At 67.4% G+C, this 25,987-nt stretch carries 24 protein-coding genes and 1 other annotated feature; of the genes, 13 read left to right on the top strand and 11 right to left on the bottom strand.

All coding sequences use genetic code 11. The features are described from left to right. Positions 1 to 24: 24 nt before the first annotated feature. Together ubiA and AC3ANX_RS06460 are read right to left on the bottom strand one after the other, a co-directional pair. Positions 25 to 942, bottom strand: coding sequence for a 4-hydroxybenzoate octaprenyltransferase (ubiA, locus tag AC3ANX_RS06465; protein ID WP_488336186.1), 918 nt, complete (start codon positions 940 to 942; stop codon positions 25 to 27). Between the two features lie 82 nt (positions 943 to 1,024). Then, the gene (locus AC3ANX_RS06460) at positions 1,025 to 2,806 is read right to left on the bottom strand and encodes an ABC transporter transmembrane domain-containing protein (protein WP_488336185.1); all 1,782 of its coding nucleotides are present in this window, start codon (positions 2,804 to 2,806) and stop codon (positions 1,025 to 1,027) included. A 148-nt stretch (positions 2,807 to 2,954) separates the two neighbouring features. Here AC3ANX_RS06460 and AC3ANX_RS06455 point away from each other — a divergent pair, with 148 nt between their 5' ends. Continuing rightward, complete coding sequence (locus AC3ANX_RS06455; protein ID WP_488336184.1) at positions 2,955 to 4,184, top strand: polyhydroxyalkanoate depolymerase; 1,230 nt, start codon at positions 2,955 to 2,957, stop codon at positions 4,182 to 4,184. 126 nt (positions 4,185 to 4,310) lie between these two features. Here the strand turns inward: AC3ANX_RS06455 and AC3ANX_RS06450 are convergent, their stop codons facing one another. Next, the gene (locus tag AC3ANX_RS06450) at positions 4,311 to 4,787 is read right to left on the bottom strand and encodes a pyridoxamine 5'-phosphate oxidase family protein (protein WP_488336183.1); all 477 of its coding nucleotides are present in this window, start codon (positions 4,785 to 4,787) and stop codon (positions 4,311 to 4,313) included. A 164-nt stretch (positions 4,788 to 4,951) separates the two neighbouring features. On the opposite strand from AC3ANX_RS06450, the gene AC3ANX_RS06445 reads away from it, so the two are divergent. Beyond that, positions 4,952 to 5,860: a DUF2167 domain-containing protein gene (locus tag AC3ANX_RS06445; RefSeq protein ID WP_488336182.1), complete on the top strand. Its 909-nt coding sequence runs from the start codon at positions 4,952 to 4,954 to the stop codon at positions 5,858 to 5,860. 33 nt (positions 5,861 to 5,893) lie between these two features. Here the strand turns inward: AC3ANX_RS06445 and AC3ANX_RS06440 are convergent, their stop codons facing one another. Continuing rightward, complete coding sequence (locus tag AC3ANX_RS06440; RefSeq protein ID WP_488336181.1) at positions 5,894 to 6,679, bottom strand: SDR family NAD(P)-dependent oxidoreductase; 786 nt, start codon at positions 6,677 to 6,679, stop codon at positions 5,894 to 5,896. A 107-nt stretch (positions 6,680 to 6,786) separates the two neighbouring features. Between AC3ANX_RS06440 and AC3ANX_RS06435 the strand changes: the two genes are divergently transcribed. The 3 genes from AC3ANX_RS06435 to AC3ANX_RS06425 all read left to right on the top strand — a co-directional run bounded on the left by AC3ANX_RS06435 (position 6,787) and on the right by AC3ANX_RS06425 (position 11,215). Continuing rightward, positions 6,787 to 7,683 carry a LysR family transcriptional regulator gene (locus AC3ANX_RS06435; RefSeq protein WP_488336180.1) on the top strand — a complete coding sequence of 299 codons (897 nt, stop codon included), beginning with the start codon at positions 6,787 to 6,789 and terminating at the stop codon, positions 7,681 to 7,683. Positions 7,684 to 7,873: 190 nt separating this feature from the next. Then, positions 7,874 to 7,929: a sequence feature (sul1 is cis-regulatory element that is thought to sense ions involved in sulfur or methionine metabolism; They are found in Alphaproteobacteria), on the top strand. Between the two features lie 61 nt (positions 7,930 to 7,990). Continuing rightward, positions 7,991 to 9,481, top strand: coding sequence for a SulP family inorganic anion transporter (locus tag AC3ANX_RS06430; protein WP_488336179.1), 1,491 nt, complete (start codon positions 7,991 to 7,993; stop codon positions 9,479 to 9,481). Between the two features lie 264 nt (positions 9,482 to 9,745). Beyond that, complete coding sequence (locus tag AC3ANX_RS06425; protein ID WP_488336178.1) at positions 9,746 to 11,215, top strand: ATP-binding protein; 1,470 nt, start codon at positions 9,746 to 9,748, stop codon at positions 11,213 to 11,215. Between the two features lie 3 nt (positions 11,216 to 11,218). On the opposite strand, the gene AC3ANX_RS06420 is transcribed toward AC3ANX_RS06425, so the two are convergent. After that, positions 11,219 to 12,493 (bottom strand): Hsp70 family protein, encoded by a 1,275-nt coding sequence (locus AC3ANX_RS06420; RefSeq protein WP_488336177.1) that lies wholly within the window; start codon positions 12,491 to 12,493, stop codon positions 11,219 to 11,221. 78 nt (positions 12,494 to 12,571) lie between these two features. On the opposite strand from AC3ANX_RS06420, the gene AC3ANX_RS06415 reads away from it, so the two are divergent. Together AC3ANX_RS06415 and AC3ANX_RS06410 are read left to right on the top strand one after the other, a co-directional pair. Further along, the gene (locus AC3ANX_RS06415) at positions 12,572 to 12,748 is read left to right on the top strand and encodes a DUF4169 family protein (RefSeq protein WP_488336176.1); all 177 of its coding nucleotides are present in this window, start codon (positions 12,572 to 12,574) and stop codon (positions 12,746 to 12,748) included. After that, on the top strand, positions 12,745 to 13,002 hold the full coding sequence (locus AC3ANX_RS06410; protein ID WP_488336175.1) for a hypothetical protein: 258 nt from the start codon (positions 12,745 to 12,747) through the stop codon (positions 13,000 to 13,002). The genes AC3ANX_RS06415 and AC3ANX_RS06410 overlap by 4 nt, the downstream gene beginning before the upstream one ends. Positions 13,003 to 13,137: 135 nt before the next feature. On the opposite strand, the gene AC3ANX_RS06405 is transcribed toward AC3ANX_RS06410, so the two are convergent. Genes AC3ANX_RS06405 through AC3ANX_RS06380 form a run of 6 tightly spaced genes read right to left on the bottom strand, consistent with a single transcriptional unit; the run spans position 13,138 to position 20,782 of the window. Then, a complete protein-coding gene (locus AC3ANX_RS06405) occupies positions 13,138 to 15,153 on the bottom strand; it encodes an ATP-binding protein (protein WP_488336174.1) in 2,016 nt (671 codons plus the stop codon). Between the two features lie 48 nt (positions 15,154 to 15,201). Then, positions 15,202 to 15,612: a lysozyme inhibitor LprI family protein gene (locus AC3ANX_RS06400; protein ID WP_488336173.1), complete on the bottom strand. Its 411-nt coding sequence runs from the start codon at positions 15,610 to 15,612 to the stop codon at positions 15,202 to 15,204. After that, a complete protein-coding gene (locus AC3ANX_RS06395) occupies positions 15,609 to 15,986 on the bottom strand; it encodes a lysozyme inhibitor LprI family protein (protein WP_488336172.1) in 378 nt (125 codons plus the stop codon). Before AC3ANX_RS06395 ends, AC3ANX_RS06400 begins: the two co-directional genes overlap by 4 nt. Further along, positions 15,980 to 17,089, bottom strand: coding sequence for a biotin synthase BioB (gene bioB, locus AC3ANX_RS06390; protein WP_488336171.1), 1,110 nt, complete (start codon positions 17,087 to 17,089; stop codon positions 15,980 to 15,982). The genes AC3ANX_RS06395 and bioB overlap by 7 nt, the downstream gene beginning before the upstream one ends. Further along, on the bottom strand, positions 17,089 to 19,227 hold the full coding sequence (gene scpA / locus AC3ANX_RS06385) for a methylmalonyl-CoA mutase (protein ID WP_488336170.1): 2,139 nt from the start codon (positions 19,225 to 19,227) through the stop codon (positions 17,089 to 17,091). The genes bioB and scpA overlap by 1 nt, the downstream gene beginning before the upstream one ends. Before the next feature lie 28 nt (positions 19,228 to 19,255). Beyond that, positions 19,256 to 20,782, bottom strand: a complete 1,527-nt coding sequence (locus AC3ANX_RS06380; RefSeq protein ID WP_488336169.1) for an acyl-CoA carboxylase subunit beta — start codon at positions 20,780 to 20,782, stop codon at positions 19,256 to 19,258. 142 nt (positions 20,783 to 20,924) lie between these two features. Here AC3ANX_RS06380 and AC3ANX_RS06375 point away from each other — a divergent pair, with 142 nt between their 5' ends. The 6 genes from AC3ANX_RS06375 (at position 20,925) to queA (ending at position 25,957) form a co-directional block, all read left to right on the top strand. Beyond that, positions 20,925 to 22,304 (top strand): helix-turn-helix domain-containing protein, encoded by a 1,380-nt coding sequence (locus AC3ANX_RS06375; protein ID WP_488336168.1) that lies wholly within the window; start codon positions 20,925 to 20,927, stop codon positions 22,302 to 22,304. Positions 22,305 to 22,388: 84 nt separating this feature from the next. Next, positions 22,389 to 22,628, top strand: a complete 240-nt coding sequence (locus AC3ANX_RS06370) for an exodeoxyribonuclease VII small subunit (RefSeq protein WP_488336896.1) — start codon at positions 22,389 to 22,391, stop codon at positions 22,626 to 22,628. 2 nt (positions 22,629 to 22,630) lie between these two features. Continuing rightward, positions 22,631 to 23,533, top strand: a complete 903-nt coding sequence (locus AC3ANX_RS06365; RefSeq protein WP_488336895.1) for a polyprenyl synthetase family protein — start codon at positions 22,631 to 22,633, stop codon at positions 23,531 to 23,533. 75 nt (positions 23,534 to 23,608) lie between these two features. Further along, positions 23,609 to 24,109, top strand: coding sequence for a pantetheine-phosphate adenylyltransferase (gene coaD / locus AC3ANX_RS06360; protein WP_488336167.1), 501 nt, complete (start codon positions 23,609 to 23,611; stop codon positions 24,107 to 24,109). Between the two features lie 84 nt (positions 24,110 to 24,193). After that, positions 24,194 to 24,907 carry a peptidylprolyl isomerase gene (locus AC3ANX_RS06355; RefSeq protein WP_488336166.1) on the top strand — a complete coding sequence of 238 codons (714 nt, stop codon included), beginning with the start codon at positions 24,194 to 24,196 and terminating at the stop codon, positions 24,905 to 24,907. Between the two features lie 24 nt (positions 24,908 to 24,931). After that, on the top strand, positions 24,932 to 25,957 hold the full coding sequence (queA, locus tag AC3ANX_RS06350) for a tRNA preQ1(34) S-adenosylmethionine ribosyltransferase-isomerase QueA (protein WP_488336165.1): 1,026 nt from the start codon (positions 24,932 to 24,934) through the stop codon (positions 25,955 to 25,957). Positions 25,958 to 25,987 lie beyond the last annotated feature (30 nt).

The raw sequence follows: 25,987 nt of genomic DNA, 5'->3' as shown, positions 1-25,987 counted from the left end.
ACTTAGGTGCGCAGGTGCCGAAGGTCAAAGCGTCGCGACGGTTCCCACTACAAAACACGCGCCGAACACCAGCAGCCCGGCAAACCGGTTCGAGCGGAACCGCGCAAGCGCGCCCGCACCATCATCGGGTGAGAGCGTGCCGACCTGCCACGCGAAATGCGCCGCGACCGGCAGCAGCGCGGCAGGCGCGAGCGGATCCGGCCGCACCAGCCATAACGCCGCACCCCACAACACCAGCGCGGCGGCGTAGAACAGGCTGACGCCCATCCGCACCTTGCCGCCCATCCTGAGCGCGGAGGAACGCACGCCGATCAGCGCATCGTCCTCACGGTCCTGAAGCGCGTAGATCGTGTCGTAGCCGATCACCCACGCGATCGACCCCGCGTAGAGCAGCAGACCGCGCGCTGCGAGGCTGCCGGCGACATCGCTCCACCCGACAAGACAGGCCCAGGAGAACACCATGCCGAGCCAAGCCTGCGGCCACCAGGTGATGCGCTTCATGAACGGATAGCCCGCCACCAGCGCGAGGCTGAGCAGCGCGACGATCGCCGCATAAAGGTTGAGCTGCACCAGCACGACGAGGCCGATCAGGCACAGGCTCACCAGCCACACCCATGCCGCCTTGAGGCTAACCGCGCCGCTGGCGAGCGGGCGGCTGCGCGTGCGCGCGACCTGCCGGTCGAGATCGCGATCGACGATGTCGTTGTACACGCAGCCCGCCCCGCGCATCGCGATGCTGCCGACGAGCAGCCACACGATCAGATCCCAGCGCTTCACCGCTCCGCCCGCGAGCGCGACACCCCACGCACCCGGCCAGAACAGCAACCACCAGCCGATCGGCCGATCGAACCGCGCGAGCAGCGCGAACGGGCGCGCGGCGGCGGGGAGGATGCCGACAAGGCCGCGATGCTCGGTATCGGGAGTGAGGTCGGCGGTGGTCATGCGTTCGAACTGCGTCTCGACTGTGACGATGTGGTCCCGCGAAGGCGGAAGCATATCTTCAGGACGCTTCGGCTCGACACGCTCACGCCGCCTCGCTGAATTGCAGGCTCGCCAGCCGCGCGTACAGGCCGCCCGCGCCGATCAGCTCGGCATGCGAACCGCTCTCGACGATCCGCCCGTCGTTCATCACGATGATCCGCCGCGCCGCGCGGACGGTGGCGAGCCGGTGCGCGATGACAAGCGTGGTGCGGTCCGCCATCAGCCGTTCGAGCGCCTGCTGGACCAGCCGCTCGCTCTCGGCATCGAGCGCGCTGGTCGCCTCGTCGAGCAGCAGGATCGGCGCATCACGCAGCAGCGCGCGCGCGATCGCGAGCCGCTGGCGCTGCCCGCCTGACAACCGCGCGCCGCCTTCGCCGAGGAAGGTGTCGAGCCCCTGCGGCAGCTTGCGCAGGAACTCGGCGGCATTGGCGGCTTCGGCGGCCGCCCATACCGCCGCGTCATCCGCATCCCAGCGGCCGTAGCGCAGATTGTCGCGCGCCGACGCGCCGAAGATCACCGTATCCTGCGGCACCATCGCGATCCGCTCGCGGATCGCGGCGGGGTCGGCGCGCGGCAGCGCCACGCCGTCGACGCGCACCTCGCCCGCATCGGGATCGTAGAAGCGCTGGAGCAACTGGAACAGCGTCGACTTGCCCGCCCCCGAGGGGCCGACGATCGCCACCGTCTCGCCAGGCGCGACCGCCAGCGTGAAATCGTGCAGCGCCGCCACCTCGCGCCGCGTCGGATAGCGGAACTCGACGTGGGAGAATTCGACCGTGCCGCGCGGCGGATCGGGCAGCACCGTGGGCGACGCTGGCGCGGCGATCCCCGGCCGCTCGGCGAGCAGTTCGGATAGCCGCCCCGCCGCGCCCGAGGCGCGCAGCAGATCGCCATAGACTTCGGTCAGCGACCCGAACGAGCCGGTGACGATGCCGGCGGTCAGCACGAACGCGGCGAGCGATCCGCTCGACAGGCGACCGCTCGCGACGTCGTTGACGGTGTCCCACATCAGCAGCGTGACGGCGCCGAACAGCATCCCCATCACCAGCGCGGTCATGATCGCGCGCAACCTGAAGCGGCGCTTGGCCGACTGGAAGCTGGTATCGACGGCTGCGGCGAACCGAGCGCCCTCGCGGCGCTCCTGCCCGAACGCCTGCACGATCTTCATCGCACCCAGCGTCTCCACCGCCAGCGCGCCGATATCGGCGACGCGGTCCTGGCTGGACCGCGAATATTGCCGCACGCGCCGCCCGAGCAGGAAGATCGGCGTGATGACGATCGGAATGCCGACGATCAGCGACAGCGCCAGCTTGGGCGCGAGCGCGAACAGATAGATGATGCCGCCCACGCCGATCACCACGCTGCGCAACGCGACCGAGATCGTGCTGCCGACCGCATTCTCGATCTGCGCGGTGTCCGAGGTCAGCCGGGAGGCGATTTCGGACGGGCGGTTCTCCTCGAACCACGCGGGCGAGAGCGTCAGCAGATTGGCGTGGACCGCGACGCGGATGTCCGCGACGGTGCGCTCGCCCAGCCACGACACGCTGTAGAAGCGCACCGCCGTCGCCACCGCCAGCACGATCACCACGAGGATCAGATGGTGGAAATAGGGCGCGACCGACGCGGCGTCGGCATGTTGCGCGAAGCCGTTGTCGACGATCTGCTTGAACGTCGCCGGGAAGAACAGGGTCGCCCCCGCCGCCGCGACCAGCGCGACCAGCGCGAGCGCGATCCGCAGCGGGTAGCGCGTGGCGTGATGCCACACCATCCCGAGGTTGCTCAGCTTGCGAGGCGCGCGCGGCTCGACCGTATCGATTTCAGCCATCGCGCCCGATTAGCAGGGCCGCCGCGCCCGCGCCACCGCCTCTTCACGCCGGCAGATCGGAAAGCGCGATCACCGTGACGCGAAATGCTTTCGGACCCTACGCGTCGTTCCGGATGTTATTGCCGTGAAAAACCGTTACAGGATTCCCATGCTGTACAACGCCTATGAACTGCAACGCTCCTTTCTGGCCGGCGCAAGCGCGATGGCCGACTTCAGCGCCGAGTTGCTCCAGAACCCCGTAAACCCGTTCGCCTATTTCGGCGGCGGGCCGGTGATCGCCTCGGCTCTGGAGGTTTTCGCGCATGCCGCCGCGCCGCGCGGGAAGCCGCATTTCGGGCTCGATCACACCATCATCGACGGCAAGCCGGTCGCGGTGGTCGAGGAGATCGTGCTGCGCAAAGCCTTCGGCCAGCTCAAGCGCTTCCGCCGCGAAGGCGTGGAGGGCGGCCCCAAGCTGCTGATCGTCGCGCCGATGTCGGGCCATTTCGCCACGCTGCTGCGCGGCACGGTCGAGCGGATGCTGCCGAGTGCCGACGTGTACATCACCGACTGGCGCGACGCCAAGCTTGCCCCGGTGAGCGACGGCACGTTCGGGTTCGAGGATTACGTCGACTACGTGATCGCCTTCCTGGAAGCGATCGGCCCCAACGAGGGCCAAGGCGGCACGCATATGCTCGCGGTCTGCCAGCCGTCGGTGCCGTGCTATGCCGCCGCCTGCGTGATGAGCGCGGACAACAACCCCTGCCGCCCGAAGACGCTGACGATGATGGGCGGCCCGGTCGACACGCGCGAGGCGCCCACGTCGGTCAACCTACTCGCCACCGAGCGGCCGCATAGCTGGTTCGAGCAGAACGTGATCGTCACCGTGCCCGTCACCTATCCGGGTGCGGGGCGGAAGGTGTACCCGGGCTTCCTCCAGCTCGCCGGCTTCATGTCGATGAACCTTGGCAACCACCTCATGTCGCATTGGGAGATGTTCAAGCATCTCGTCCAGGGCGACGACGAGAGCGCGGACACGACCAAGCAATTCTACGAGGAATATCGCTCGGTCTGCGACATGACCGCCGAATTCTACCTCCAGACGATCGAGCTGGTGTTCCAGAAGCATGCGCTCCCCAAGGGCGAGATGATGCATCGCGGCCGCAAGGTCGATCCGGCGGCGATCACCGATATCGGCATCCTCGCGATCGAGGGCTTGCGCGACGACATCTCCGGGCTGGGCCAGACCAAAGCCGCGCTGAAAATCGCGACCGCGCTGCCCGAGGACAAGAAGCATTACTTCCGCGTCGATGCTGGCCATTACGGCATCTTCAACGGCAGTAAATGGCGCAACCTCGTCGCGCCGGTGGTCGAGCAATGGATCGCTGCCAACGGCTGACACCGCGCCGTTCTCCGGCACGAATCGAAAAAGGGCGGCCCGTCACCACGGGCCGCCCTTTCGTGTATTCCGCCTCCCGGCTCTGCGGGAGGATCGGCGCGGCGCTCTCGCACCGCGCCTGTTTCGTCACACGCGCGTCGTCTCGACGAACGCGTGGCTGCCATCCTCGTCGCTGCGGATCTTGCCGCCGAACAGCATCTTGACCTTGCCCGAGATCGACATGTCGGTCTCCCAAAGCTCCGCACTCGAAATATCGAGCCGCAGCAGCGTCAGGTTGGGATCGTCCTTGCCGCCCGGGAACCAGGATTCGACCTGCGAATTCCACAGTTTGTCGATCAGCGCACGATCATTGTCGGTGCGGACGTCGCCGGCGATGCAGGCGAAGAAATCGTGCCCCTTGGAGACGAACTGCGCCATCGCCTTGCCGCCGCCCGAGAGCCGGTTGTCCTTGCCGGCGAAGAAGAACAAGGTGTCGACCTGATCCTTGTCGAGCTGCGCGGTCATCGGCTCGCTATGGCCGCCATCGACCAGCCCGACCATCAGGTACGGGCTCGCAGCCATCTTGTCCCACATATCCTGTTTGATCTTCTGCGTGTCGGCCATCGTGTTTCTCCTCGTCGAACTCGCAGACCAACGACACACGCCGCGCTTGGTTGCGCCACGCCGTTCGTGCGCGTGAGGACGATTTTCTACTATCGCCATCGCCTCCGGCGCGGCATCCTGTCCCGAATGGCTCGGCCGTACGACTGACCCGGGGGGAATGCATGATGAAGACACTTGCCGTCGGCGCGGTTACGCTCGGCCTTATTGTCGCGGCACCCGCCGCCGCCGAGGTGCAGACGCAAGCTATCCCGAAGCCGCTGATCGCCTTCGAAAAAGGCCTGCACAAGCAGACCGGCGATGTGGCGATCCCCGCCGCACATGCGCAGCTACACCTCGGCGACCGCTATTATTTCGTGCCCGCCGACGAAGCGAAGACGATCCTGACCAAAGTCTGGGGCAATCCTCCGCAGACCGCCGACGGCGTGCTCGGCATCGTGTTCGAGAAGGGCAAGACGATCTTCGACAACGTGTGGGGCGCGGTCGTCACCTATGAGGATACCGGCTACGTCACCGACGCCAACGCCAACGCCAAGTCGGAAGATTACAACCAGGTGCTCGAGTCGATCCGCAAGGGCGAGGCCGACGAGAACGAGAAGCGCAAACAGGGTGGCTTTCCGCAACTCCACCTCGTCGGCTGGGCGCAGCCGCCGCAATACGATCCTGCCTCGCATGCGCTGATCTGGGCGCGCGACATCAAGTTTTCCGACACGCCGGTCGATGCGCTCAACTACGATGTGCGGCTGCTCGGACGGCGCGGCGTGCTCAGCCTCAACATGCTCTCCAGCATGGATCACCTGAGCGACGTGCGCGCCGCCGCCGCCGATTTCGGCAAGTCCGCCGCATTCGATCGCGGCTCGGCCTATGCCGATTTCGACAAGACGATCGACAAGAGCGCGGGCTACGGCCTCGCCGGGCTGGTCGCGGCGGGGGCGGGCGTCGTAGTGGCGAAGAAGCTCGGGCTGCTCGCGATCGCGCTCGGCTTCGGCAAATATATTCTCGGCGCGCTGGCGGTGGCGGGCGCGGGGCTCAGCCGGTTCTTCAAGCGACTGTTCGGCCGCCGCACCGAGGGGTGACGGGGCGCGCCATCGGCGCACCCCTCCCCTCGATCAGGCGATGGTCGGCACCATGCCGCCCTCGACGCGGATCGCAGCACCATTGGTGACGGCGGCGAGCGGACTGGCGAGAAACGCGGTCATCGCCGCGACCTCCTCGGCCTCGATCAGGCGGCGGATCAACGAGAGCGGACGCAGCTTGGCGAAGAACTCGGCCTCGCGTTCGGCCTCGGGCGCGTCCTTGTTGTCGACCACCGAGCGGATGAACTCGACGATCCCCTCCGAGCGCGTCGGCCCCGGCTGCACGGTGTTGACCGTCACGCCCGTGCCGCGCGTCTGCTCGGCGAGCCCGCGCGAGATGGCGAGCTGCGCGGTCTTGGTCATGCCATAGTGGACCATCTCCGCCGGGATGAGCTGCGCGCTTTCGCTGGCGATGAAGATCACCCGGCCCCAGTTCGCCTCGAGCATCTTCGGGAAATAGTGGCGCGACAGGCGGATGCCGCTCATCACGTTGATCTCGAAGAAGCGGAACCAGTCGGCGTCGGTGATATCGGTGAACGCCTTCGCCTCGTAGATGCCGAGATTGTTGACGAGGATGTCGACCTGCGGAACCGCCGCGATCAACGTGTCGCACCCCTCGGCCGTGCCCGGATCGGCGAGCACCGCGCGCACCTTGCCCTTCGCGCCGACCGTGTTGGCAGCCTCGTCGAGCTTGGCCTGACTGCGCCCGGTGATGATGACGTCGGCACCCTCGGCGGCGAGCCGCTCGGCAATGGCGAGGCCGATGCCGGCGGTCGATCCGGTGACGAGTGCGCTCTTGCCCTTGAGTTGCAGGTCCATGCGAAATCTCCTTGAATGTCGAGCGCAAGAGATATGGCGGCGCGGTATTGATGATTAGCCGGCAGCATCGCACAACAGAAGTGAAAGCAAATCACGAAAGCCGGCCCGTGGACAATCGCATCGGCGACATGCAGACCTTCCTCGCCGTCACCGAACGGGGCAGCTTCGCCGCCGCCGCCAAGGCGCTGCGCCTCACCCCTAGCGCCGTCAGCCGCAGTATCGCGCGGATCGAGGCACGGCTCGGCGTGGTGCTGATCCAGCGCACCACCCGATCGCTGTCGCTCACGCCCGAGGGCGAATCGTATCGCAGCCGCATCTCCGCACTGCTCGCCGAGGTCGATGCGGTCGAGCAGAGCCTCGGCCACGAACGCGAGACGCCGCGCGGGCTGCTGCGCATCAACGCGGCGGTGCCGTTCGGGGTGCATTGCCTGCTGCCGATCCTGCCGCGCTTCCTGGCCGCACACCCGGAGGTAACGGTCGATCTCGCCCTGTCCGATACGCTGGTCGATCTGGTTGAGGAACGCGCCGACATCGCGGTCCGCATCGGCCCCTTACGCGATACCCGGTTGCGCGCGAAGAAGCTCGGCCACAGCGCGATGGTGGTGGTGGCGAGCCCCGGCTACCTCGCCGCGCGTGGCACGCCCGCCGAGCCGGGCGATCTCGCGCGGCACATCTGCCTCAAGTTCAGCTTCCGCCGCAGCGTCGACAGTTGGCCGTTCCTGACCGGCGGTCGCGTGGTGCAGCGCCCGGTCGATGGCCCGTTCCTCGGCAATTCGGGCGAGGTCGTGCGGCTGATGGCGGTGGCGGACGGCGGCATCGCCCGGCTCGGCCGCTTCCACGTCGCGCGCGATCTTGCCGAGGGGCGGCTGGTGGAGGTGCTGGCCGACTGCAACCCGGGCGATGGCGAGGATATCCACGCGCTCTACAGCGGGCAGGACCGGCTGGCGCTGCGGGTGCGGGCGTTCCTCGATTTTCTCGATGCGGAGTTGCGGTTGCCGGGGTGAAGGCCGGCTCCGTGTACTCGAAGCGAGGTCGAAACACCGCCGGCCAGAGAAGTACGACATACCCCAAAACCGTTCGTGCCGAGCGAAGTCGAGGCACCTGCGCTCCGGGCCTGTCCCTCGACTTCGCTCGGGACGAACGGGGGTTAAGCGGTTGCCTTCGCAGGGGCCTGCGCTATGAAGCCCCCACTCACATGGACCCGGTGCAATCCCGGGTGGCTATTCCGGCCGCCGATCCGCCGGACAACGCACACAGTTCGCTCTGCCACCGTCCCGGTTCGCCGCGCTGTGCCCGTTACATGGTTTCCGCATGACCTCTACCGTCTCTCGCCTGCGTCGCGAATGGTTCGCCGACGCCACCGAAGCCCGGTGCGACGTGCTCGCCGGGATCGTCGTCGCGCTCGCACTCATTCCCGAAGCGATCGGCTTTTCGATCATTTCCGGCGTCGATCCGTGCGTCGGCCTCTATGCCTCGGTCGCGATCGTGATCGTCTCGGCCTTCATCGGTGGGCGGCCCGCGATGATCTCCGCCGCCACTGCCGCGGTCGCAGTGGTGGTGACGCCGCTGGTGCACGATCACGGCCTGCAATATCTGTTCGCCGCGACGATCCTGATGGGGATCTTCCAGATGATCGCAGGGGCGCTCCGGCTCGATCTGCTGATGCAGTTCGTGTCGCGCTCGGTCATCACCGGCTTCGTCAACGCGCTCGCGATCCTGATCTTCATGGCACAAATCCCGCAATTTCTTGGGGTTAGCTGGCATACCTTCGCGATGGTGGCAGGTGGCCTCGCCATCATCTACCTGTTCCCGCGCATCACCAAAGCGGTGCCCTCCCCACTGGTCGCGATCCTCGTGCTGGCGGCGATCAGCATCTGGATGGGCCTGCCGGTGCGCACCGTGTCCGACATGGGCCGCCTGCCCGAGGGGCTGCCGAGCTTCACCTGGCCGCAGGTGCCGTTCACGCTCGAGACGCTGCGCATCATCCTCCCCTATGCACTGACGATGGCGGCGGTCGGGCTGCTCGAATCGATGATGACCGCGCAGATCGTCGACGACATGACCGACACCGAAAGCGACAAGCGCCGCGAGTGCGTCGGCCAGGGCACCGCCAACATCGCCGCCGCGCTGGTCGGGGGCATGGGCGGGTGCGCGATGATCGGCCAGTCCGTCATCAACGTCACCTCGGGCGGGCGCAAGCGGCTGTCGACCTTCACCGCGGGCGCGTTCCTGCTGTTCCTGCTCGCTGTGCTGGGGCCTTGGGTCGGGCGTATCCCCATGCCCGCGCTGGTGGCGGTGATGGTGATGGTCTCGATCGGCACCTTCTCGTGGAACTCGCTTGCCAACCTGCGCCGCCACCCGCCGACATCCTCGGTGGTGATGGTGGCGACGGTGGTGACGGTGGTCGCCACCCACGATCTCGCGCGCGGCGTGCTGGTCGGCGTGCTGCTGTCGGGCATCTTCTTCGCCGGCAAGGTGCGCCGCATGTTCGCGGTCGAACGGATCGGCGACGAGACGGCGGCGACCTACCGCGTGACGGGACAGATCTTCTTCGCCTCGGTCGATCGCTTCACCCGCGCGTTCGCGGGCGACGAGCCGGCGCGGGCGGTGACGATCGACGTGTCGGCCGCGCATTTCTGGGACATTTCCGGCGTCGGCGCGCTCGACAAGATCGTCGCGCGGCTGCGGCAGGGCGGGCGCTCGGTGGAGGTGATCGGCTATAATGCGGCCAGCGCCGATCTGGTCGACCGCTTCGCGCTGCACGACAAGACCGGCGTGGAGATGGGACTGGCGCCGCATTGATCTGCCTCTCCACACACCCGTTCGTACTGGGCGAAGTCGAAGCACTGTGCGAATCGCAGCACTTGCGGCACGCCCTTCGACTTGGCTGAGGACGAACGGGGGTGGGACGCCCTCCCCTCAAACCGTTCGTGTCGAGCGAAGTCGAGACACCTGCCCAACATCCGCCCCTCGACTTCGCTCGGGACGAACGGTGGTGAGCGGGCACGGGTCAGGAAAGCGCAATAACGCTTGCTCCCCCCCGCCCCTTTCCGCCATTCGCTGCCCATGACCTTCCGTGTGGACATGGGCACCGACGCCAATGGCGGCGCGGTGACGATCGATCTTGAGGAACTGCTCGCCACCCGCCTGCTCGTGCAAGGCAATTCGGGTTCGGGCAAATCCTACCTGTTGCGCCGCCTGCTCGAAGGCAGCGCGCGCGAGGTGCAGCAGATCATCATCGATCCCGAGGGCGATTTCGTCACTCTCTCCGGCCCCTATGGTCACGTCGCGATCGAGGCGGTGGACTATTCGGTCGCCGAGATCACGCGCTTCGCCGGCCGCGCGCGCGAGCACCGCTCCTCGGTGGTGCTCAGCCTTGAGGGGCTGGAGATGGAGGGGCAGATGCGCTGCGCCGCCGCCTTCCTGATGGGGCTGTTCGATGCCCCGCGCGAACATTGGTATCCGGCCTTGGTGGTGATCGACGAGGCGCAGATCTTCGCCCCCGCCGCGGGTGCGGAAGTGACCGAGGAGGTGCGCCGCGCCTCGCTGTCGGCGATGGCGAACCTGATGTCGCGCGGGCGCAAGCGCGGGCTCGCCGGGATCATCGCCACGCAGCGACTCGCCAAATTGTCGAAGAACGTCGCGGCGGAGGCGTCGAACTTCCTGATGGGGCGCACCTTCCTCGATATCGACATGGCGCGCGCGGCCGATCTGCTGGGCATGGAACGGCGGCAGGCCGAACAGATCCGCGATCTCACGCGCGGCACCTTCCTCGGGCTTGGCCCGGCGATCGCGCGGCGGCCGATCATGGTGAAGATCGGGCAGGTGCTCACTTCGGCGCGCAGCGGCAGCCCGGTGCTGACGCCGCTGCCGCAATCGCAGGCGACCGATATGCGCGAGCTGCTGATGACCGAGGTCGAAGTCGACGAACCGACGCTGTTCATGCACGCCGCCGCCAACCCGCCGCCGCCGCGCATGCCCGGCTCGGCCGACGCGATGGACAATGCGATCGCCCGCCCCGAACCGGTCCGCGCCGAACCTGAGCCCGAGATCGAGCCCGAGGCGCTGGAGGCGATCATCGTCGACGTGCTGCGCGCGATCGCCGAAGATCCCGAATCGGGCGGTCGCGCGGCGGCGGTGCTGTACCAGGATTTCCAGGTGCGCTGCCGCATGGTCGGCGTGCGCCGCGCGCCGCTCGATCCGTCCGCTTTCGCGCGACGGCTGGCGGCGGCGCGTGCGGGCATCTTCGACGGGCTCGATACCGAATGGGCACCCGCGCTGGCGATGGCGGCGACCTTGCCCGACGACATGCTCGGCGCGTTCCTGCTGGTCGCGCGCGCCGCCCGCGACGGCGTGCCCTGCCCGACCGACGAGGACATCGCGCGCATCTACGGCACCAGTTCGTTGGGGCGCGCGCGGCGGGTGATGAGCTATATCGAGGGGCGCAACATCTTCGTGACGCGTGTCGATCTGTCGGGGCGGCGGTCGATCACGATCCCGGGGCTGGGCTGGACGACCGAGTCGACCGAGGCGTGAGCGTCACACCGCCCAGGCGGCGACGTCATCCTCCTGCCCGATCAGCGCCAGCCCGTTGGCGATCGAGGTGAGTTCGCCTCCGGTGGCGATCCGATCCTCGCCGAAGCGCCCGGTGAACAGCGCGCGCACGCTCGGGATCAGCGAGGTGCCGCCAGTGAGGAACACGCGGTCGATGCCGCTCTCGTCCACGCCGGCCTCGGCCAATGCGCGGTCCACCGTCGCGGCCATCCGCGCGAGATCGTCGGCGATCCAGCCCTCGAACTGCGCGCGCGTCACATGCGCGTCGATCATCACGCCCTCGCCGTCGAAATGGAAGTCGGCCGCGTCCGCGCCCGACAGGGCGCGCTTCAGTTTCCCGACCGAATCGTACAGCCGATAGCCCTGCTCCTGCTCGATGATCGCGATCATCCGCCCGATCGCCTGCGGATCTAGCGCGTTATATTGCAGCTTGCGCAGATCCTCGAGCGTGCGGCGGTTGCGCATCAGCGCGAGCCGCGACCAGTCGCTGAAATCGCTGAAATAGCCGCGCGGGATTTCGAGCTGTTTGTCGAACGATCGGTACAGCCCGCCCGCGCCGAGGATCGGCAGCACCAACTTGTCGACGATACGCGAATCGAACTGGTCGCCGGCGATGCCGATGCCGGCATGGCCGAGCGGCGTGCAGCGCTTCGTAGCTCCCGGCGGCGCGACGCGCACCACCGAGAAATCGCTGGTGCCGCCGCCGAAATCCGCAACGAGGATGGTCGCCGCCTCGTCCAGCCGCGACGCATAGCTGAACGCCGCGCCGAGCGGTTCGTATACGTAATGAATTTCCGCGCCGAAGCCTGCGAACATCGCGTCATAGCGTTGCCGGGCCAGCGTCTCGTCGGGTCGTGCGCCGGCGTAATGGACCGGGCGGCCGACCACCACGCGCTGCGGCGGCTTGGCGAGCGCGCCGCCGGTGTGCGACGCGAGCTTGGCGAGGAACAGCTTGCCCAACTCCTCGAAGCGCATGCGTTTCTCGAAGATCGAGGCGTGTTCGAACGTCGCGCTGGCGGCCACTGATTTGAACGATTGCAGGAAGCGGCTGCCCTGCGGATATTCCAGATATTCGGCGATCGCCCACGGCCCCGCCTCGCAGACCAGCCCGTCATCCTCGTAGAAGCACAAGGCCGAGCGGAACACCGCGCTCGTCTCGCCGGGCGCGGCGAACTCGACCAGATGCGCCGCACCGTCTGCGCCAACACGCGCGACGACGCTGTTGGTGGTGCCGAAATCGAGGCCGATTGCGTCGTACACGGGCGAGTTCCTCAAGCGACGGGTCGGGCGCGCGGCTATGCCGGTTGGCGTGCGAAACGCAAGCGGTTACACACGCGCATGGCCGAGATCGTCAACCTCCGAACCGCCCGTAAGGCAAAAGCGCGCGCAGAAGCCGCCGCCATCGCCGAACAGAACCGCGCGCTGCACGGCCGCACGCCAGCGCAAAGGGCCGCCGAACGTACCGAGGCGGAGCGACGGGAGCGCACGCTCGACGGCGCGAAGATCGACGAATGAAGCTCGAAGACCTGTTCGTACGCTATTTCGGCACCGACGATCTCGGCGCGGTGTCGCCCGCCGCGTTGCAGGCGGGCGCGGAGCGGCTGCGCGTCGAGTTCGGGCTGGAGACCGATCGCGGACGGCGCTTCGGCATGTGGGCGCTGATGCAGATGCTCGGCGTCGCGCCCGATCTCGACGTCGCGTTCGAGGATGCCGCCGATCGCGACGCCGCGCGAACGCTGATGGAGTCGTTCGAGCAGGCGAAGGAGTAGCTCCTCACCCCACCGTCATGCCAGCGGAAGCTGGCATCGCCCGGCGGCGGGCGCAGCGGCCGCCCCAAGGAGACCCCAGCTTGCGCTGGGGTGACGCTTTTGGTCAGGCTTGATGCCTCCTAAAAATCCGGCGGGTTACGCCATTTCGAGGATCACCGCATCCACCGCGAGGCTCTCGCCCGGCGCGGCGTTGACCGCCTTCACCACGCCCGCCTTCTCGGCGCGCAGGATGTTCTCCATCTTCATCGCCTCAACCACGGCGAGCGGCTGCCCCGCCTCGACCTTGTCGCCCTCGCCGACATAGAGCTTCTGGAGCAGCCCCGGCATCGGGCACAGCAGGAACTTCGACAGATCGGGCGGCACCTTCACCAGCAGGTGCTGCGCGTACGGCGCGACATGCGCGGGCAGCACGCGCGCGACATGCACCGCGCCACGCGCATTGAGGCGGAAGCCGGTGCGGGTGCGCGCGATCTTGACGAACAGCGGCGTGCCGTCAATCTCGGCCTCGATCACTCGGTCGCCCGGGGTATATTCCATCGCGATGTCGATCTCGGCGCCATCGACGGTGATCGCGTCCTCGGACACCGCGACCGCATGGTCCTTGCCCGCGACCCGCACCACCCAGTCGGACGGCGGATCGAGCCGCTTGCCGAGTTGCCCGTCGGTACGCCGCGCGCGGTCAGCCTCCGCCGTCGCCGCGAACGCCGCGACCGCCGCCAGTTCACCCAGCAACGCTGGCGAGGCAGGCGCGCCGGTGAAGCCTTCGGGATATTCCTCGGCGATGAAGCCGGTGGTGATCTCGCCCGAGCGGAAGCGGTCGTGCTGCATCAGCGCCGACAGGAAATCGAGATTGTTGCCCGGCCCCGAAATCTCGAACTGGTCGAGCGCGGCGATCTGGAGGTCGATCGCCGCCAGCCGCGTATCGGCATGGGTGATGAGCTTGGCGATCATCGGATCGTAGAACATGCTGACCTCGCCGCCCTCGCGCACGCCGTCGTCGACGCGGACGTAAGGCGCACCCTTGGCGACGGGGCCGTATTCGGGCCGTTCGTCGGCGGGGGGATCATAATGCACCAGCCGCCCGATCGACGGCAGGAAGCCGCGATACGGATCTTCGGCATAGACGCGGTTCTCGATCGCCCAGCCGGTCAGCGTCACGTCCTTCTGCGCGAACGGCAGCTTCTCGCCAGCCGCAACGCGGATCATCAGCTCGACCAGATCGAGCCCGGTGACGGCCTCGGTCACGGGATGCTCGACCTGGAGCCGGGTGTTCATTTCGAGGAAGTAGAAGCCCTTGCCGGTCTTGTCCGCGCCTGACACGATCAGCTCGACCGTGCCCGCGCTGTAATACCCGACCGCACGCGCGAGCGCGACCGCCTGCTCGCCCATGCTCTTGCGCATCGCGGGCGTGACGAACGGCGACGGCGCTTCCTCGACCACCTTCTGGTGGCGGCGCTGGATCGAACATTCGCGCTCGCCGAGATAGACGATGTTGCCGTGCTGATCGCCCATCACCTGGATTTCGATATGGCGCGGGCTTTCGATGAACTTCTCGATGAACACGCGGTCGTCGCCGAAGCTGGCGAGCCCCTCGCGCTTGGTCGCCTCGAAGCCCTCGCGTACGTCCTGCTCGCTGTAGGCGAGCCGCATGCCCTTGCCGCCGCCGCCTGCGCTTGCCTTCATCATCACCGGATAGCCGATCTCGGTGGCGATCTTCACCGCTTCCTCGGTATCGGCGATCTCGCCAAGGAAGCCGGGCACGACGTTGACGCCCGCCGCCTTCGCCAGCTTCTTCGATTCGATCTTGTCGCCCATTGCCGCAATCGCGTTCGGCGGCGGCCCGACGAAGGCGATCCCCGCCTCGGCGCAGGCGCGCGCGAAACTCTCGCGTTCGGAGAGGAAGCCGTAGCCCGGGTGGATACAGTCCGCACCCGTCTCCTTCGCGGCGAGCAGGATCAGTTCGGCCTTGAGATAGCTCTCCGCCGCCGGTGCCGGCCCGAGCCGCACCGCCTCGTCCGCCATCAGCACATGCGGCGCGCGCGCGTCCGCATCGGAATAGACCGCAACGGTGGCGATGCCCATCTTCTTGGCGGTGCGCATCACGCGGCATGCGATCTCGCCACGATTGGCGACCAGGATTTTCTTGAACATCGGTCCTCGCCTAAATTTCGGTTTCTGTCTCGGTCGCGCGCACGCGCGTCATTCGCCCGCCATCAGCCCCTTCAACTGCAAGCGTCGCGCGTTGGTCAGCGCCGTCTTGCATTGCGCGACGATCAGTGCCTGCCGCACGTCGCCGGCATGGACCCCGCCCTCGACCCGGCAGGCGGCGTCGCGATAGGTGATCCATGTGCGCTGGCTGGTCAGCAGCGCCTCGGCATAGGCGAAGTGGCTGCGCTGATGATCCTGCGCGTCCTTGCCCTTCATGAAGGCGTTGGTGACGCGCCACTGGCTCGCCATCGCCGCATCCGCCGCCTTGTATTCGGCGAGCGCGCGCTGAGTTTGCGGGCCGGGAGTCGGCGTGGCGTGCGGGGTTGGCTTGGGCGTAGGGTGCGGCGTGGGACGGACCTGGGGCGTCGCCGCCCCGGCCAGCAGCAGGGCGAGCGCGATCATTGTTGCGGCACCAGTTGCTTGAGCTGCGCGATGCGCGTCCGCGTCAGCGTGGCGAGGCAGCGGGACACGAGCATCCGCTGCGCCGATCCGCCGCGCATCGCCATGCCTTCGCTGTGGCACTCGGCATCGCGAAAGGCGAGCCAGGCGCGTTGCGCGGTCAGCAGCGCGGCCGAATAGGAGATGTCCGTGTCCACCTTGGGATCGATGAACGCGTCGCGCTTCTTCATGTCCGCAAGCGTGATCCGGTATTGCGCGTTGAGCGCGGCATCGGCCGCACCGGCATCGCGGCCGGCGCATTCGGTCATGGCCATTTGCGTCTGCGCGGTGGCGCAATCGGGCGTGGCGGCGGCAAGCATCAGCAACGGGATCAGCACGAACCGCAGCCCCCCTGCTTCGCCGCGCGCGCCGGTTCCTCGCCCTGCATCGCGGTGACGCCGAGCTTGGCGAACAGCGTCGCATCCGCGCTGTCGCCGCGGTTGCCGGTGGTGAGCAGCCGGTCGCCGGTGAAGATCGAGTTCGCGCCCGCCATGAAGCACAAGGCCTGAGTCGCCTCGCTCATGCTCTCGCGGCCCGCCGACAGGCGCACCATCGACAGCGGCATGGTTATGCGCGCGACCGCGACGGTACGGACGAACTCGATATCGTCGATCTTGGCGAGCGGCGTATCGGCGAGCATGTCGCCGAGCACCGTGCCCTTCACCGGCACCAGCGCGTTGACCGGCACGCTCTCCGGGTGGCGCGGCAAGGTGGCGAGCGCGTGGACGAAGCCGACGCGATCCCCGCGCGTCTCGCCCATGCCGACGATGCCGCCGCAACAGACGTTGATGCCCGCCTCGCGCACGTTCTCCAGCGTATCGAGCCGATCCTGAAAGGTGCGCGTGGTGATGACCTCGCCGTATTTCTCAGGGCTCGTGTCGATATTGTGGTTGTAGTAATCGAGCCCGGCCTCGGCGAGCTGATCGGCCTGCGACGGGGTGAGCATGCCGAGCGTCATGCACGTCTCCATGCCCATCGCACGCACGCCGCGCACCATCTCGACGATGGCGGGCATGTCCTTGTCCTTGGGGTTGCGCCATGCCGCGCCCATGCAGAACCGCTGCGACCCGGCGTCCTTGGCCTGCGCGGCCGATTGCAGCACCGCGCGCACGTCCATCAGCTTGGACGCCTTCAACTCGGTCTCGGCGCTGGCGGACTGGTTGCAATAGCCGCAATCCTCCGGGCAGCCGCCGGTCTTGATCGACAGGAGCGTACAGAGTTGCACCTGCGAGGGCGCATGGTACGCGCGGTGCACGGTTTGCGCGCGGAACATCAGTTCGTCGAACGGAAGATCGAACAGTTCGGCGATCTCCGCCCGTGTCCAGTCGGTGCGGACGCCACCCTGCTCGCGCGAGGCGACGCGCACGGTGTCGCCAGCGGCGTCCTCGTGGCCCTGGGCTGCCGCTTCGGCGGGAGCACTGATGGAAAGATCCAAACTCATTACGCGACGTCCTCGACTGGTGGCATGTTATGCCCCAGCAATTTCAACACCTCGCCCGCCGCGTCCACCAGATTCGTACCCGGCCCGAAAATGCCCTGAACGCCGGCATCGCGGAGCATCTGATAATCCTGCGCCGGGATCACCCCGCCGGCGATCACCTTGATGTCGCTGCGCCCGGCTTCGCGCAGATGGCCGATCAGCTCGGGGATCAGCGTCTTGTGCCCGGCAGCGAGGCTGGAGGCGCCCACCACGTCGACGTCCTGTGCGATGGCGAGATCGGCGGCTTCGCGCGGCGTCTGGAACAACGGCCCCGGCACCACCTCGAACCCTAGATCACCGAATGCGGAGGAGACGAGATTGGCGCCGCGATCGTGCCCGTCCTGCCCCATCTTGGCGACGAACAGGCGCGGTTTGCGGCCCTTGGCGCGCGAGATCGAGCCGACGCCGTAAACCAACCCCTGCCACTTGGCGTCGTCGCCATATGCCCCGCCGTAGATGCCCGACACGGGCGTCGGCTTGGTGCCGTAGCGGCCGAACACGTCCTCCATCGCCTGGCTGATCTCGCCGAGCGTCGCACGAGCGCGCGCGCACTCGACCGCCAGTTCGAGCAGGTTCGCGTTGCCCCGCGCGCCCTCGCGCAAAGCATCGAGCGCGGCCTGACAGGCGGCCTCGTCGCGGCCCGCCTTCACCTTGGCGATGCGGGCGATCTGCGCTTCACGCACCGCATGATTGTCGACATCGAGAATGTCGATTGGTGCCTCCTCGGCGAGCCGGTATTTGTTGACGCCGACGATGACGTCCTCACCGCGATCGACGCGGGCGGCACGGCCGGCGCTCGCCTCCTCGATCATCGCCTTGGGCCAGCCCGCCGCGACCGCCTTGGCCATGCCGCCCTCAGCCTGCACGCGCTCGATGATCTCCCACGCGGCATCGACCAGTTGCTGGGTCAGGCTCTCGACATAGTAGCTGCCACCAAGGGGATCGACCACCTTGGTCATCCCGGTCTCTTCCTGGAGCACGATCTGGGTGTTGCGCGCGATCCGCGCGGAGAAGTCGGTAGGCAGCGCGATCGCCTCGTCGAGCGCGTTGGTGTGGAGGCTCTGCGTACCGCCGAGCATCGCCGCCATCGCCTCGATCGTGGTGCGCATGACGTTGTTGTACGGATCCTGCTCGGTAAGGCTGACCCCGCTCGTCTGGCAATGCGTGCGCAGCATCTTTGAGCGTTCGTCCTGCGCGCCCAATTGCGTCATCGCGCGGTGCCACAGCACGCGCGCGGCGCGCAGCTTGGCGATCTCCATGAAGAAGTTCATGCCGATCGCGAAGAAGAACGACAGACGGCCGGCGAACTTGTCGATATCGAGGCCGGAGGCGACGCCGTATTTCACGTATTCCATGCCGTCGGCGATGGTGAAGGCAAGCTCCTGCACCTGCGTCGCGCCGGCTTCCTGCATGTGATAGCCGCTGATCGAGATGCTGTTGAACTTGGGCATCTCACGCGACGTGTAGCCGAAGATGTCCGAGATGATCCGCATCGAGGGTTCGGGCGGGTAGATATAGGTGTTGCGGACCATGAACTCCTTGAGAATGTCGTTCTGGATGGTCCCGTCGAGCAATTTGCGATCGACGCCCTGCTCCTCGCCCGCGACGATGAAGAAGGCGAGGATCGGGATCACCGCGCCGTTCATCGTCATCGACACGCTCATCTGATCGAGCGGAATGCCGTCGAACAGGATCTTCATGTCGTCGATCGTGTCGATCGCCACGCCCGCCTTGCCGACATCGCCGGTCACGCGCGGATGGTCGCTGTCGTACCCGCGATGCGTGGCGAGATCGAACGCGACCGACAGCCCCTTCTGCCCGGCCTTGAGATTGCGGTGGTAGAAGGCGTTCGACGCCTCAGCGGTGGAGAAGCCGGCGTACTGGCGGATCGTCCACGGCCGCCCCGCATACATCGACGCGCGCACCCCGCGCGTGAACGGCGCGAAACCGGGCAGGCCGGAATCGAGACCGGCCACATCCTCAGGCGTGTAGAGCGGCTTGACCGCGATCCCCTCGGGCGTTTGCCAGAGAAGGTCCTTGCCTTTCACCTCCTTGGCGGCGGCGGCGGACCATTGGTCGAGCGTGGGTTTATCGGTCATGCGGCAACACTCCGTTCGGTACGCACGCTCACAGCGGAATGTTGTCGTGCTTCTTCCACGGGTTCTCCAGCGCCTTGCCGCGCAGTTTCCGCAGGCCGAGCGCGATCCGACGGCGGGTCGAGTGCGGCTGGATCACCTCGTCGATGAAGCCCTTGCTCGCCGCGACGAACGGGTTGGCGAAGCGCGCCTCGTACTCGGCGGTCTTCTCGGCGATGCCTTCGGCGTTCAGGCCGCGGAAGATGATCTCGACCGCGCCCTTCGCGCCCATCACCGCGATCTCGGCGGTCGGCCATGCGTAGTTGAGGTCGCCGCGCAGGTGCTTGGAGCTCATCACGTCATAGGCGCCGCCATAGGCCTTGCGCGTGATGACGGTGATCTTGGGCACGGTCGCCTCGGCATAGGCGAACAGCAGCTTGGCGCCGTGCTTGATGATGCCCGAATGCTCCTGCCCGACGCCGGGCAGGAAACCCGGTACGTCCACGAACGTCACGATCGGGATTTCGAACGCGTCGCAGAAGCGTACGAACCGAGCCGCCTTCTTGGACGAGTTGATGTCGAGGCACCCGGCCAGCACCATCGGCTGGTTGGCGATGATGCCGATCGTGCGCCCCTCGATCCGCGCGAAGCCGGTGATGATGTTGCCCGCGTGCGCCGGCTGCACCTCGAAGAAATCGCCTTCGTCCACCACCTTACGGATCAGCTCGTGCATGTCGTAGGGCTGGTTGGCCGAGGCGGGGATCAGCGTGTCGAGGCTGTCCTCAAGCCGGTCCCACGGGTCCGAGGTCGGCCGCTCGGGCAACGGCGACTGGTTGGAGGCGGGCAGGAAATCGATGAAGTCGCGCGCCGCCAGCAGCGTCTCGATATCATCCTCCAGTGCGAGATCGGCGACCGAGGATTTGGTGGTGTGCGTGATCGCGCCGCCCAGCGCTTCCTGCGTGACGACCTCGTTGGTGACGGTCTTCACCACGTCGGGGCCGGTCACGAACATGTAGCTCGAATCCTTCACCATGAAGATGAAGTCGGTCATCGCCGGCGAATAGACCGCCCCGCCGGCGCACGGCCCCATGATGAGGCTCAGTTGCGGCACCACGCCACTCGCCAGCACGTTGCGCTGGAACACCTCGGCATAGCCCGCCAGACTCGCCACGCCCTCCTGGATGCGCGCGCCGCCCGAATCGTTGATGCCGATGACGGGCGCGCCGACTTTCATCGCCATGTCCATGATCTTGCAGATCTTGGTGGCGTGCCGTTCCGACAGCGAGCCGCCGAACACGGTGAAGTCCTGCGAAAACACGAACACCAGCCGGCCGTTGATCGTCCCCGAACCGGTGACGACGCCGTCGCCCGGCACGATCTGGTCCTGCATGCCGAAATCGGTACAATTATGCTCGACGTACATGTCGTACTCTTCGAACGAGCCGTGATCGAGCAGCACGTCGAGCCGCTCGCGCGCGGTCAGCTTGCCCTTGGCATGCTGCGCGGCGATGCGCTTCTCACCGCCGCCGATGCGGGCGGCGGCACGTTTGCGTTCGAGTTCGGCGATCGTCGAGGACATTCACGGTCTCCTGTGGCGCGGCATCTCTTCGCACGCGGCGCGCAGGGCGCAACTGTGATCTTGCAAAGTTGCGCGGGGTGGGTTTGCAAACTAAAGCACGTTGCAGCGCCGCGGACCATGATCCGATGGCGACGGAGAGGACATGACGACGAGACGCATCTACGCCGGCCACGAACTGCGCGCACTGCGCGACCGGCTCGGCATCAGCCAGGCGGCGATGGCGGCGCGGATCGGGCTGTCGGTCAGTTACCTGTCGCAGATCGAAAGCGGCCACCGCCCGCTCACCCCGCGCGTGCTGGCGGCGCTGTCGGGCGAGGCGCCCGCGCATTGGGCGCCGCTCGACCCGAACGACGACAGCCGCCTGTTCGCCGAGGCGCTCGACGCCGCCGCCGACCCCAGCGTTCCCGCCGAGCCGCTCGACGAGGCAACGCTGCGCCGCGCCACGCAGCAGCAGCCCCGCCTCGCCCGCCGGCTCGTCGCGACGCATCAGGCGCTGCTGCGCGCGCAGGAGCAGCTTCGCATCCTCGACGATCAGCTCGATTCGAGCGCGAGCGCGACCGATCACCTGCCGTGGAACGCGGTGCGCGACTGGTTCAACGATGCGAGCAATTACATCGACGCGCTCGATCGACGCGCGGAGGCGCTCGCCGACGATCCCCGCCCGATCGAACAGCGGCTCGCCGAGGATTACGGCGTGCGCACCGACTATGACGCCCCGCCCGGCACGGTGCGCAGTTTCGATGCGGCGGCCGGGCTGCTCCGCATCGACGGCGCGCAGCCGCCCGAGACGATCCGCTTCGCGCTCGCCGATCGCTTCATGCGCCTCGCCGCCGCCGATCTCATCGCGGAGGTGGTCGAGGCGGCGGAGATCGGCTCCGAGCCGGGGCGGCAACTGCTCGCCGCCGGGCTGTTCAACTATGCTGCGGGGGCGCTGCTGATGCCCTACGAGGCGTTCCGCGCCGCCGCGCGCGATCTGCGTCACGATATCGACCGGCTGCGGCGACAGTTCGGCACCAGCTTCGAACAGACCTGCCACCGCCTCTCGACGCTGCAACGGCCGGGCGCGCTCGGCATTCCGTTCTTCTTCTGCCGCGTCGATATGGCGGGCAACATCACCAAGCGCCATTCCGCCACGCGGCTGAAGTTCGCGCGCTTCGGCGGGGCGTGTCCGCTGTGGATCGTCCACGAAGCGGTGGCGATTCCCGACCGCATCCTCGTCCAGCTCGCCGAGACGCCCGACGGAGTACGCTACATCTCGATCGCCAAGGGGCTGGTGAAGCCCGCCGAGGGCTACGACCGGCTGCCGCGCCGCTTCGCGCTCGCGCTCGGCTGCGAGGCAATGTTCGCGGCCGACTTCGTTTATGCCGACGCGCTGCGCACGGACGGTATCGCGACCCCGATCGGCACCTCCTGCCGGATCTGCCCGCGCGGCGACTGCGACCAGCGCGCCTTCCCGCCCGCCGCCGGGCGCATCGCCGTCGATCAGGACCGGCGCGGCGCGGTGCCTTACACGCTGGAGTGATCCCGCGCCCAAAACCGAAGTGAACACCAACTCCGGGCGCAGCACTCCTTGACCCCTGTTACTCGCCTCGCGCATAGCGGCGCCATGGATCGCCCCATTGAAGACCTGAGTTTCGAGGAAGCCCTGCGCGAACTCGAGACCATCGTATCGCAGCTGGAAACCGGCAACGCACCGCTCGACGAGGCGATCCGCCTCTACGAACGCGGCGACAGGCTACGCCGCCGCTGTGCCGAGCGGCTTGATGCCGCGCAGGCCCGTATCGAGGCAATCCGGCTCGACGCCGAAGGGCGGCCTGCCACCGTGCAACCTTTCGCCGCGAGCTGATGATGACTGCGCTTGCCACTCTTTCGCTCGGCGATGCGCTCGCCGAAGTCGGCGCCGATATCGACGCGCGCTTCGACACGTTGCTCACGCTGCCCGGCGATCCGCGCGAGGATCTCTACGCCGCGATGCGCCATGCCGCGATCGGCGGCGGCAAGCGGCTGCGCCCGCTTTTGACCTACGCCACGTCGCGGCTGTTCGGGGTCGATCGTGATTGCGCGGGCCGCGCCGGTCTCGCGATCGAATGCATCCACGTCTATTCGCTGATCCACGACGATCTGCCCGCGATGGACGATGACGACATGCGGCGCGGCAAGCCGACCGTCCACAAGCTCTACGACGAGGCGACCGCGATCCTCGCCGGTGATTCGCTCCACGCGCTCGCCTTCGAGGTGCTCGCCGACCCGGCCACCCACGCCGATCCGTTCGTGCGCAGCGAACTGGTGCTCGATCTCGCCCGCGCCGCCGGCCCTGCGGGCATGGCAGGCGGGCAGATGATGGATATCGAGGCGGAGAAGACCAGCTTCGACCTGCCGACGATCACCCGGCTCCAGGCGCTCAAGACCGGCGCGCTGATCGCCTGTTCGGTCGAGGCGGGCGCGATCCTCGGGCGGCTGCCGGCGGAGGGCCGAGCGCATCTGCGTGGCTATGCGCGCGATATCGGCCTTGCCTTCCAGATCGCCGACGACATTCTCGACGTCGAGGGCGACGAGGCGGCGGTCGGCAAGAAGCTCGGCAAGGACGGCGATGCCGGCAAGGAGACGTTCCTGTCGCTGCTCGGCCTGCCGCGTGCGCGCGAACAGGCGCGCATGCTGGTCGATCAGGCGGTCGCGCATCTGCACAGCTATGGCCCCGAGGCCGATCTTCTGCGCGACATCGCCCGCTTCATCCTGGAACGCGATCGCTAATCATCACCCCGGCGGAGGCCGGTTCGCACCCCTTCAAGCGGCCCCCGCCTCCGCCGGGGCGACGGAGAGCAAGAGATGCGCACCGGCGTCTATCCCGGCACGTTCGATCCGATCACGCTCGGCCATATGGACATCATCCGGCGCGGCGCGAAGCTGGTCGACCGGCTCGTCATCGGCGTCACCACCAATGCCTCCAAGTCGCCGATGTTCGACCTGGCCGAGCGGTTGGCGATGGTCGAGCGCGAGGTCGCGCAGATCGAGGGCGATGTCCGCGTCGTCAGCTTCGATTCGCTGCTGATGGACTTCGCCGAGCGTGAGGGCGCGCGCGTGATCGTGCGGGGCCTGCGCGCGGTCGCCGATTTCGAGTATGAATATCAGATGGCGGGCATGAACCAGCAGATCAACCCGCGCATCGAGACGGTGTTCCTGATGGCGGACGTGTCGCTGCAACCGATCGCCAGCCGGCTCGTCAAGGAAATCGCGTTGTACGGCGGCCCGATCGACCGGTTCGTCACGCCCGCCGTAGCCTCCGAGGTCGCGGCGCGGGTCGACACGCTCGGCCGCAAGGGTTCGTAACGGCGCACCGCCATGTTCAGATTGGCGCAAGCCCGGATTTGCTCTAAGCGCAGCCGGCACCCATCTGCCGCCCGAGGGGAAATAATGCGTTTTCTTGGTCTTGTCGTTGCTTTCCTCCTCGCGTCGGTAACCGGCCCGGTGGCCGCGCAGGTGGTCGATCCCGTCAAGGGCCGGCCGCCGGTGCCTTCCGTCACCGATCCTGAGAACCTGTGGTATCTCGATCTGTCGACCGGTGGCCGCGTCATCGTCTGGCTCCGCCCCGACGCCGCGCCGAAGATGGTCGAGCGGATCAAGATCCTCACTCGCCAGCATTTCTACGACGGGCTCGCGTTCCACCGCGTGATCGAAGGCTTCATGGCGCAGGGCGGCGACCCCAAGGGCGACGGCACCGGCGGCTCGACGCTGCCCGATCTCAAGGCCGAGTTCAACTGGCTGCCCCACGTGCGCGGCGCGGTCTCTGCCGCGCGTTCGGACAAGGAAGACAGCGCCAACAGCCAGTTCTTCATCGTGTTCGATCCCAAGCTGACGCTGGACAAGAAGTACACGGTGTTCGGCCGCGTGATCGAAGGCATGCCCTATGTCGACGCGATCACCCGCGGCGAGCCGCCCGCGAACCCCTCGCGCATCCTCCACGCCTATATCGCTGCGGACAACCCGCCGGCCTATGTCGCGCCCGCACCTACGGCACCCGCTGCGACGCTGTCGCCGAGCAGCCTCGGCGGCGCCATGCTGACGCCCAAGGCCGGCAAGACGCTGAGCGCGCCCGCCGTGGTCAAGCGCGCCGCCAAGGCAAAATAACGCGGGGTCTGTCGGCGAACCGTCATGAAGGTCGACCTGTTCGATTTCGATCTGCCGCCCGAGCGGATCGCGCTGCGCCCCGCCGCCCCGCGCGACTCCGCGCGCCTACTCGTGCTCGACGGTGATGCGCGACGCGACCTCACCGTCACCGATCTGCCGGGGCAGTTGCGCGCGGGCGACATGCTCGTGTTCAACGATACGCGCGTCATCCCCGCGCAGTTGGAAGGCACTCGGGGAGACGCCAAAATCGGCGCGACCCTCCACAAGCGCGAGGGGCCGCGCCGCTGGCGCGCCTTCATCCGCAACGCCCGCCGCATCCGCGCGGGCGAGGCGATCGATTTCGGCAGCGGCGTCTCGGCCACCGCCAGCGAGCGCCACGAGGACGGCAGCTTTGCGCTGACCTTCGCCGGCGCTGAACCGGTCGAACTGTTGCTCGAGCGCGCCGGGCGCATGCCGCTGCCGCCGTACATCGCCTCGAAACGCGCCGCCGATGCACGCGATCTAGACGATTACCAGACGATGTTCGCCGCCGAGAAGGGCGCGGTCGCCGCTCCGACCGCGGCGCTGCACTTCACGCCTGCGCTGATGGCGGCGCTCGACGCGGCCGGCATCGGCCACGCGACGCTGACACTCCACGTCGGCGCGGGCACGTTCCTGCCGGTCAAGGCCGATGACACCGCCGCGCACCGCATGCACGCCGAATGGGGTCGCATCGACGCCGCCACCGCCGACCGGCTCAACGCAGTGCGTGCAAACGGCGGCCGCGTCATCGCGGTCGGCACCACCAGCCTGCGCCTGATCGAAAGCGCCGCCACCCGCGACGGCATCATCCAGCCGTTCGAAGGCGACACCGCGATCTTCATTACTCCAGGCTACCGCTTCAAGGGCATCGACGGACTCATCACCAACTTCCACCTGCCGCGCTCGACCCTGTTCATGCTGGTCTCGGCGCTGATGGGGCTCGACCGGATGCAGGAGGCCTATCGACATGCGATCGATCTCGGCTATCGCTTCTACAGCTATGGTGACGCCAGTTTAATGATTCCCTGAAAGGGCTCGATGAAACCGCGTGTGTTGAGT

The sequence above is a fragment of the Sphingomonas sp. BRN-1R genome, assembly GCF_057748035.1.
This window is presented reverse-complemented; position numbering and strand designations above follow the sequence as displayed.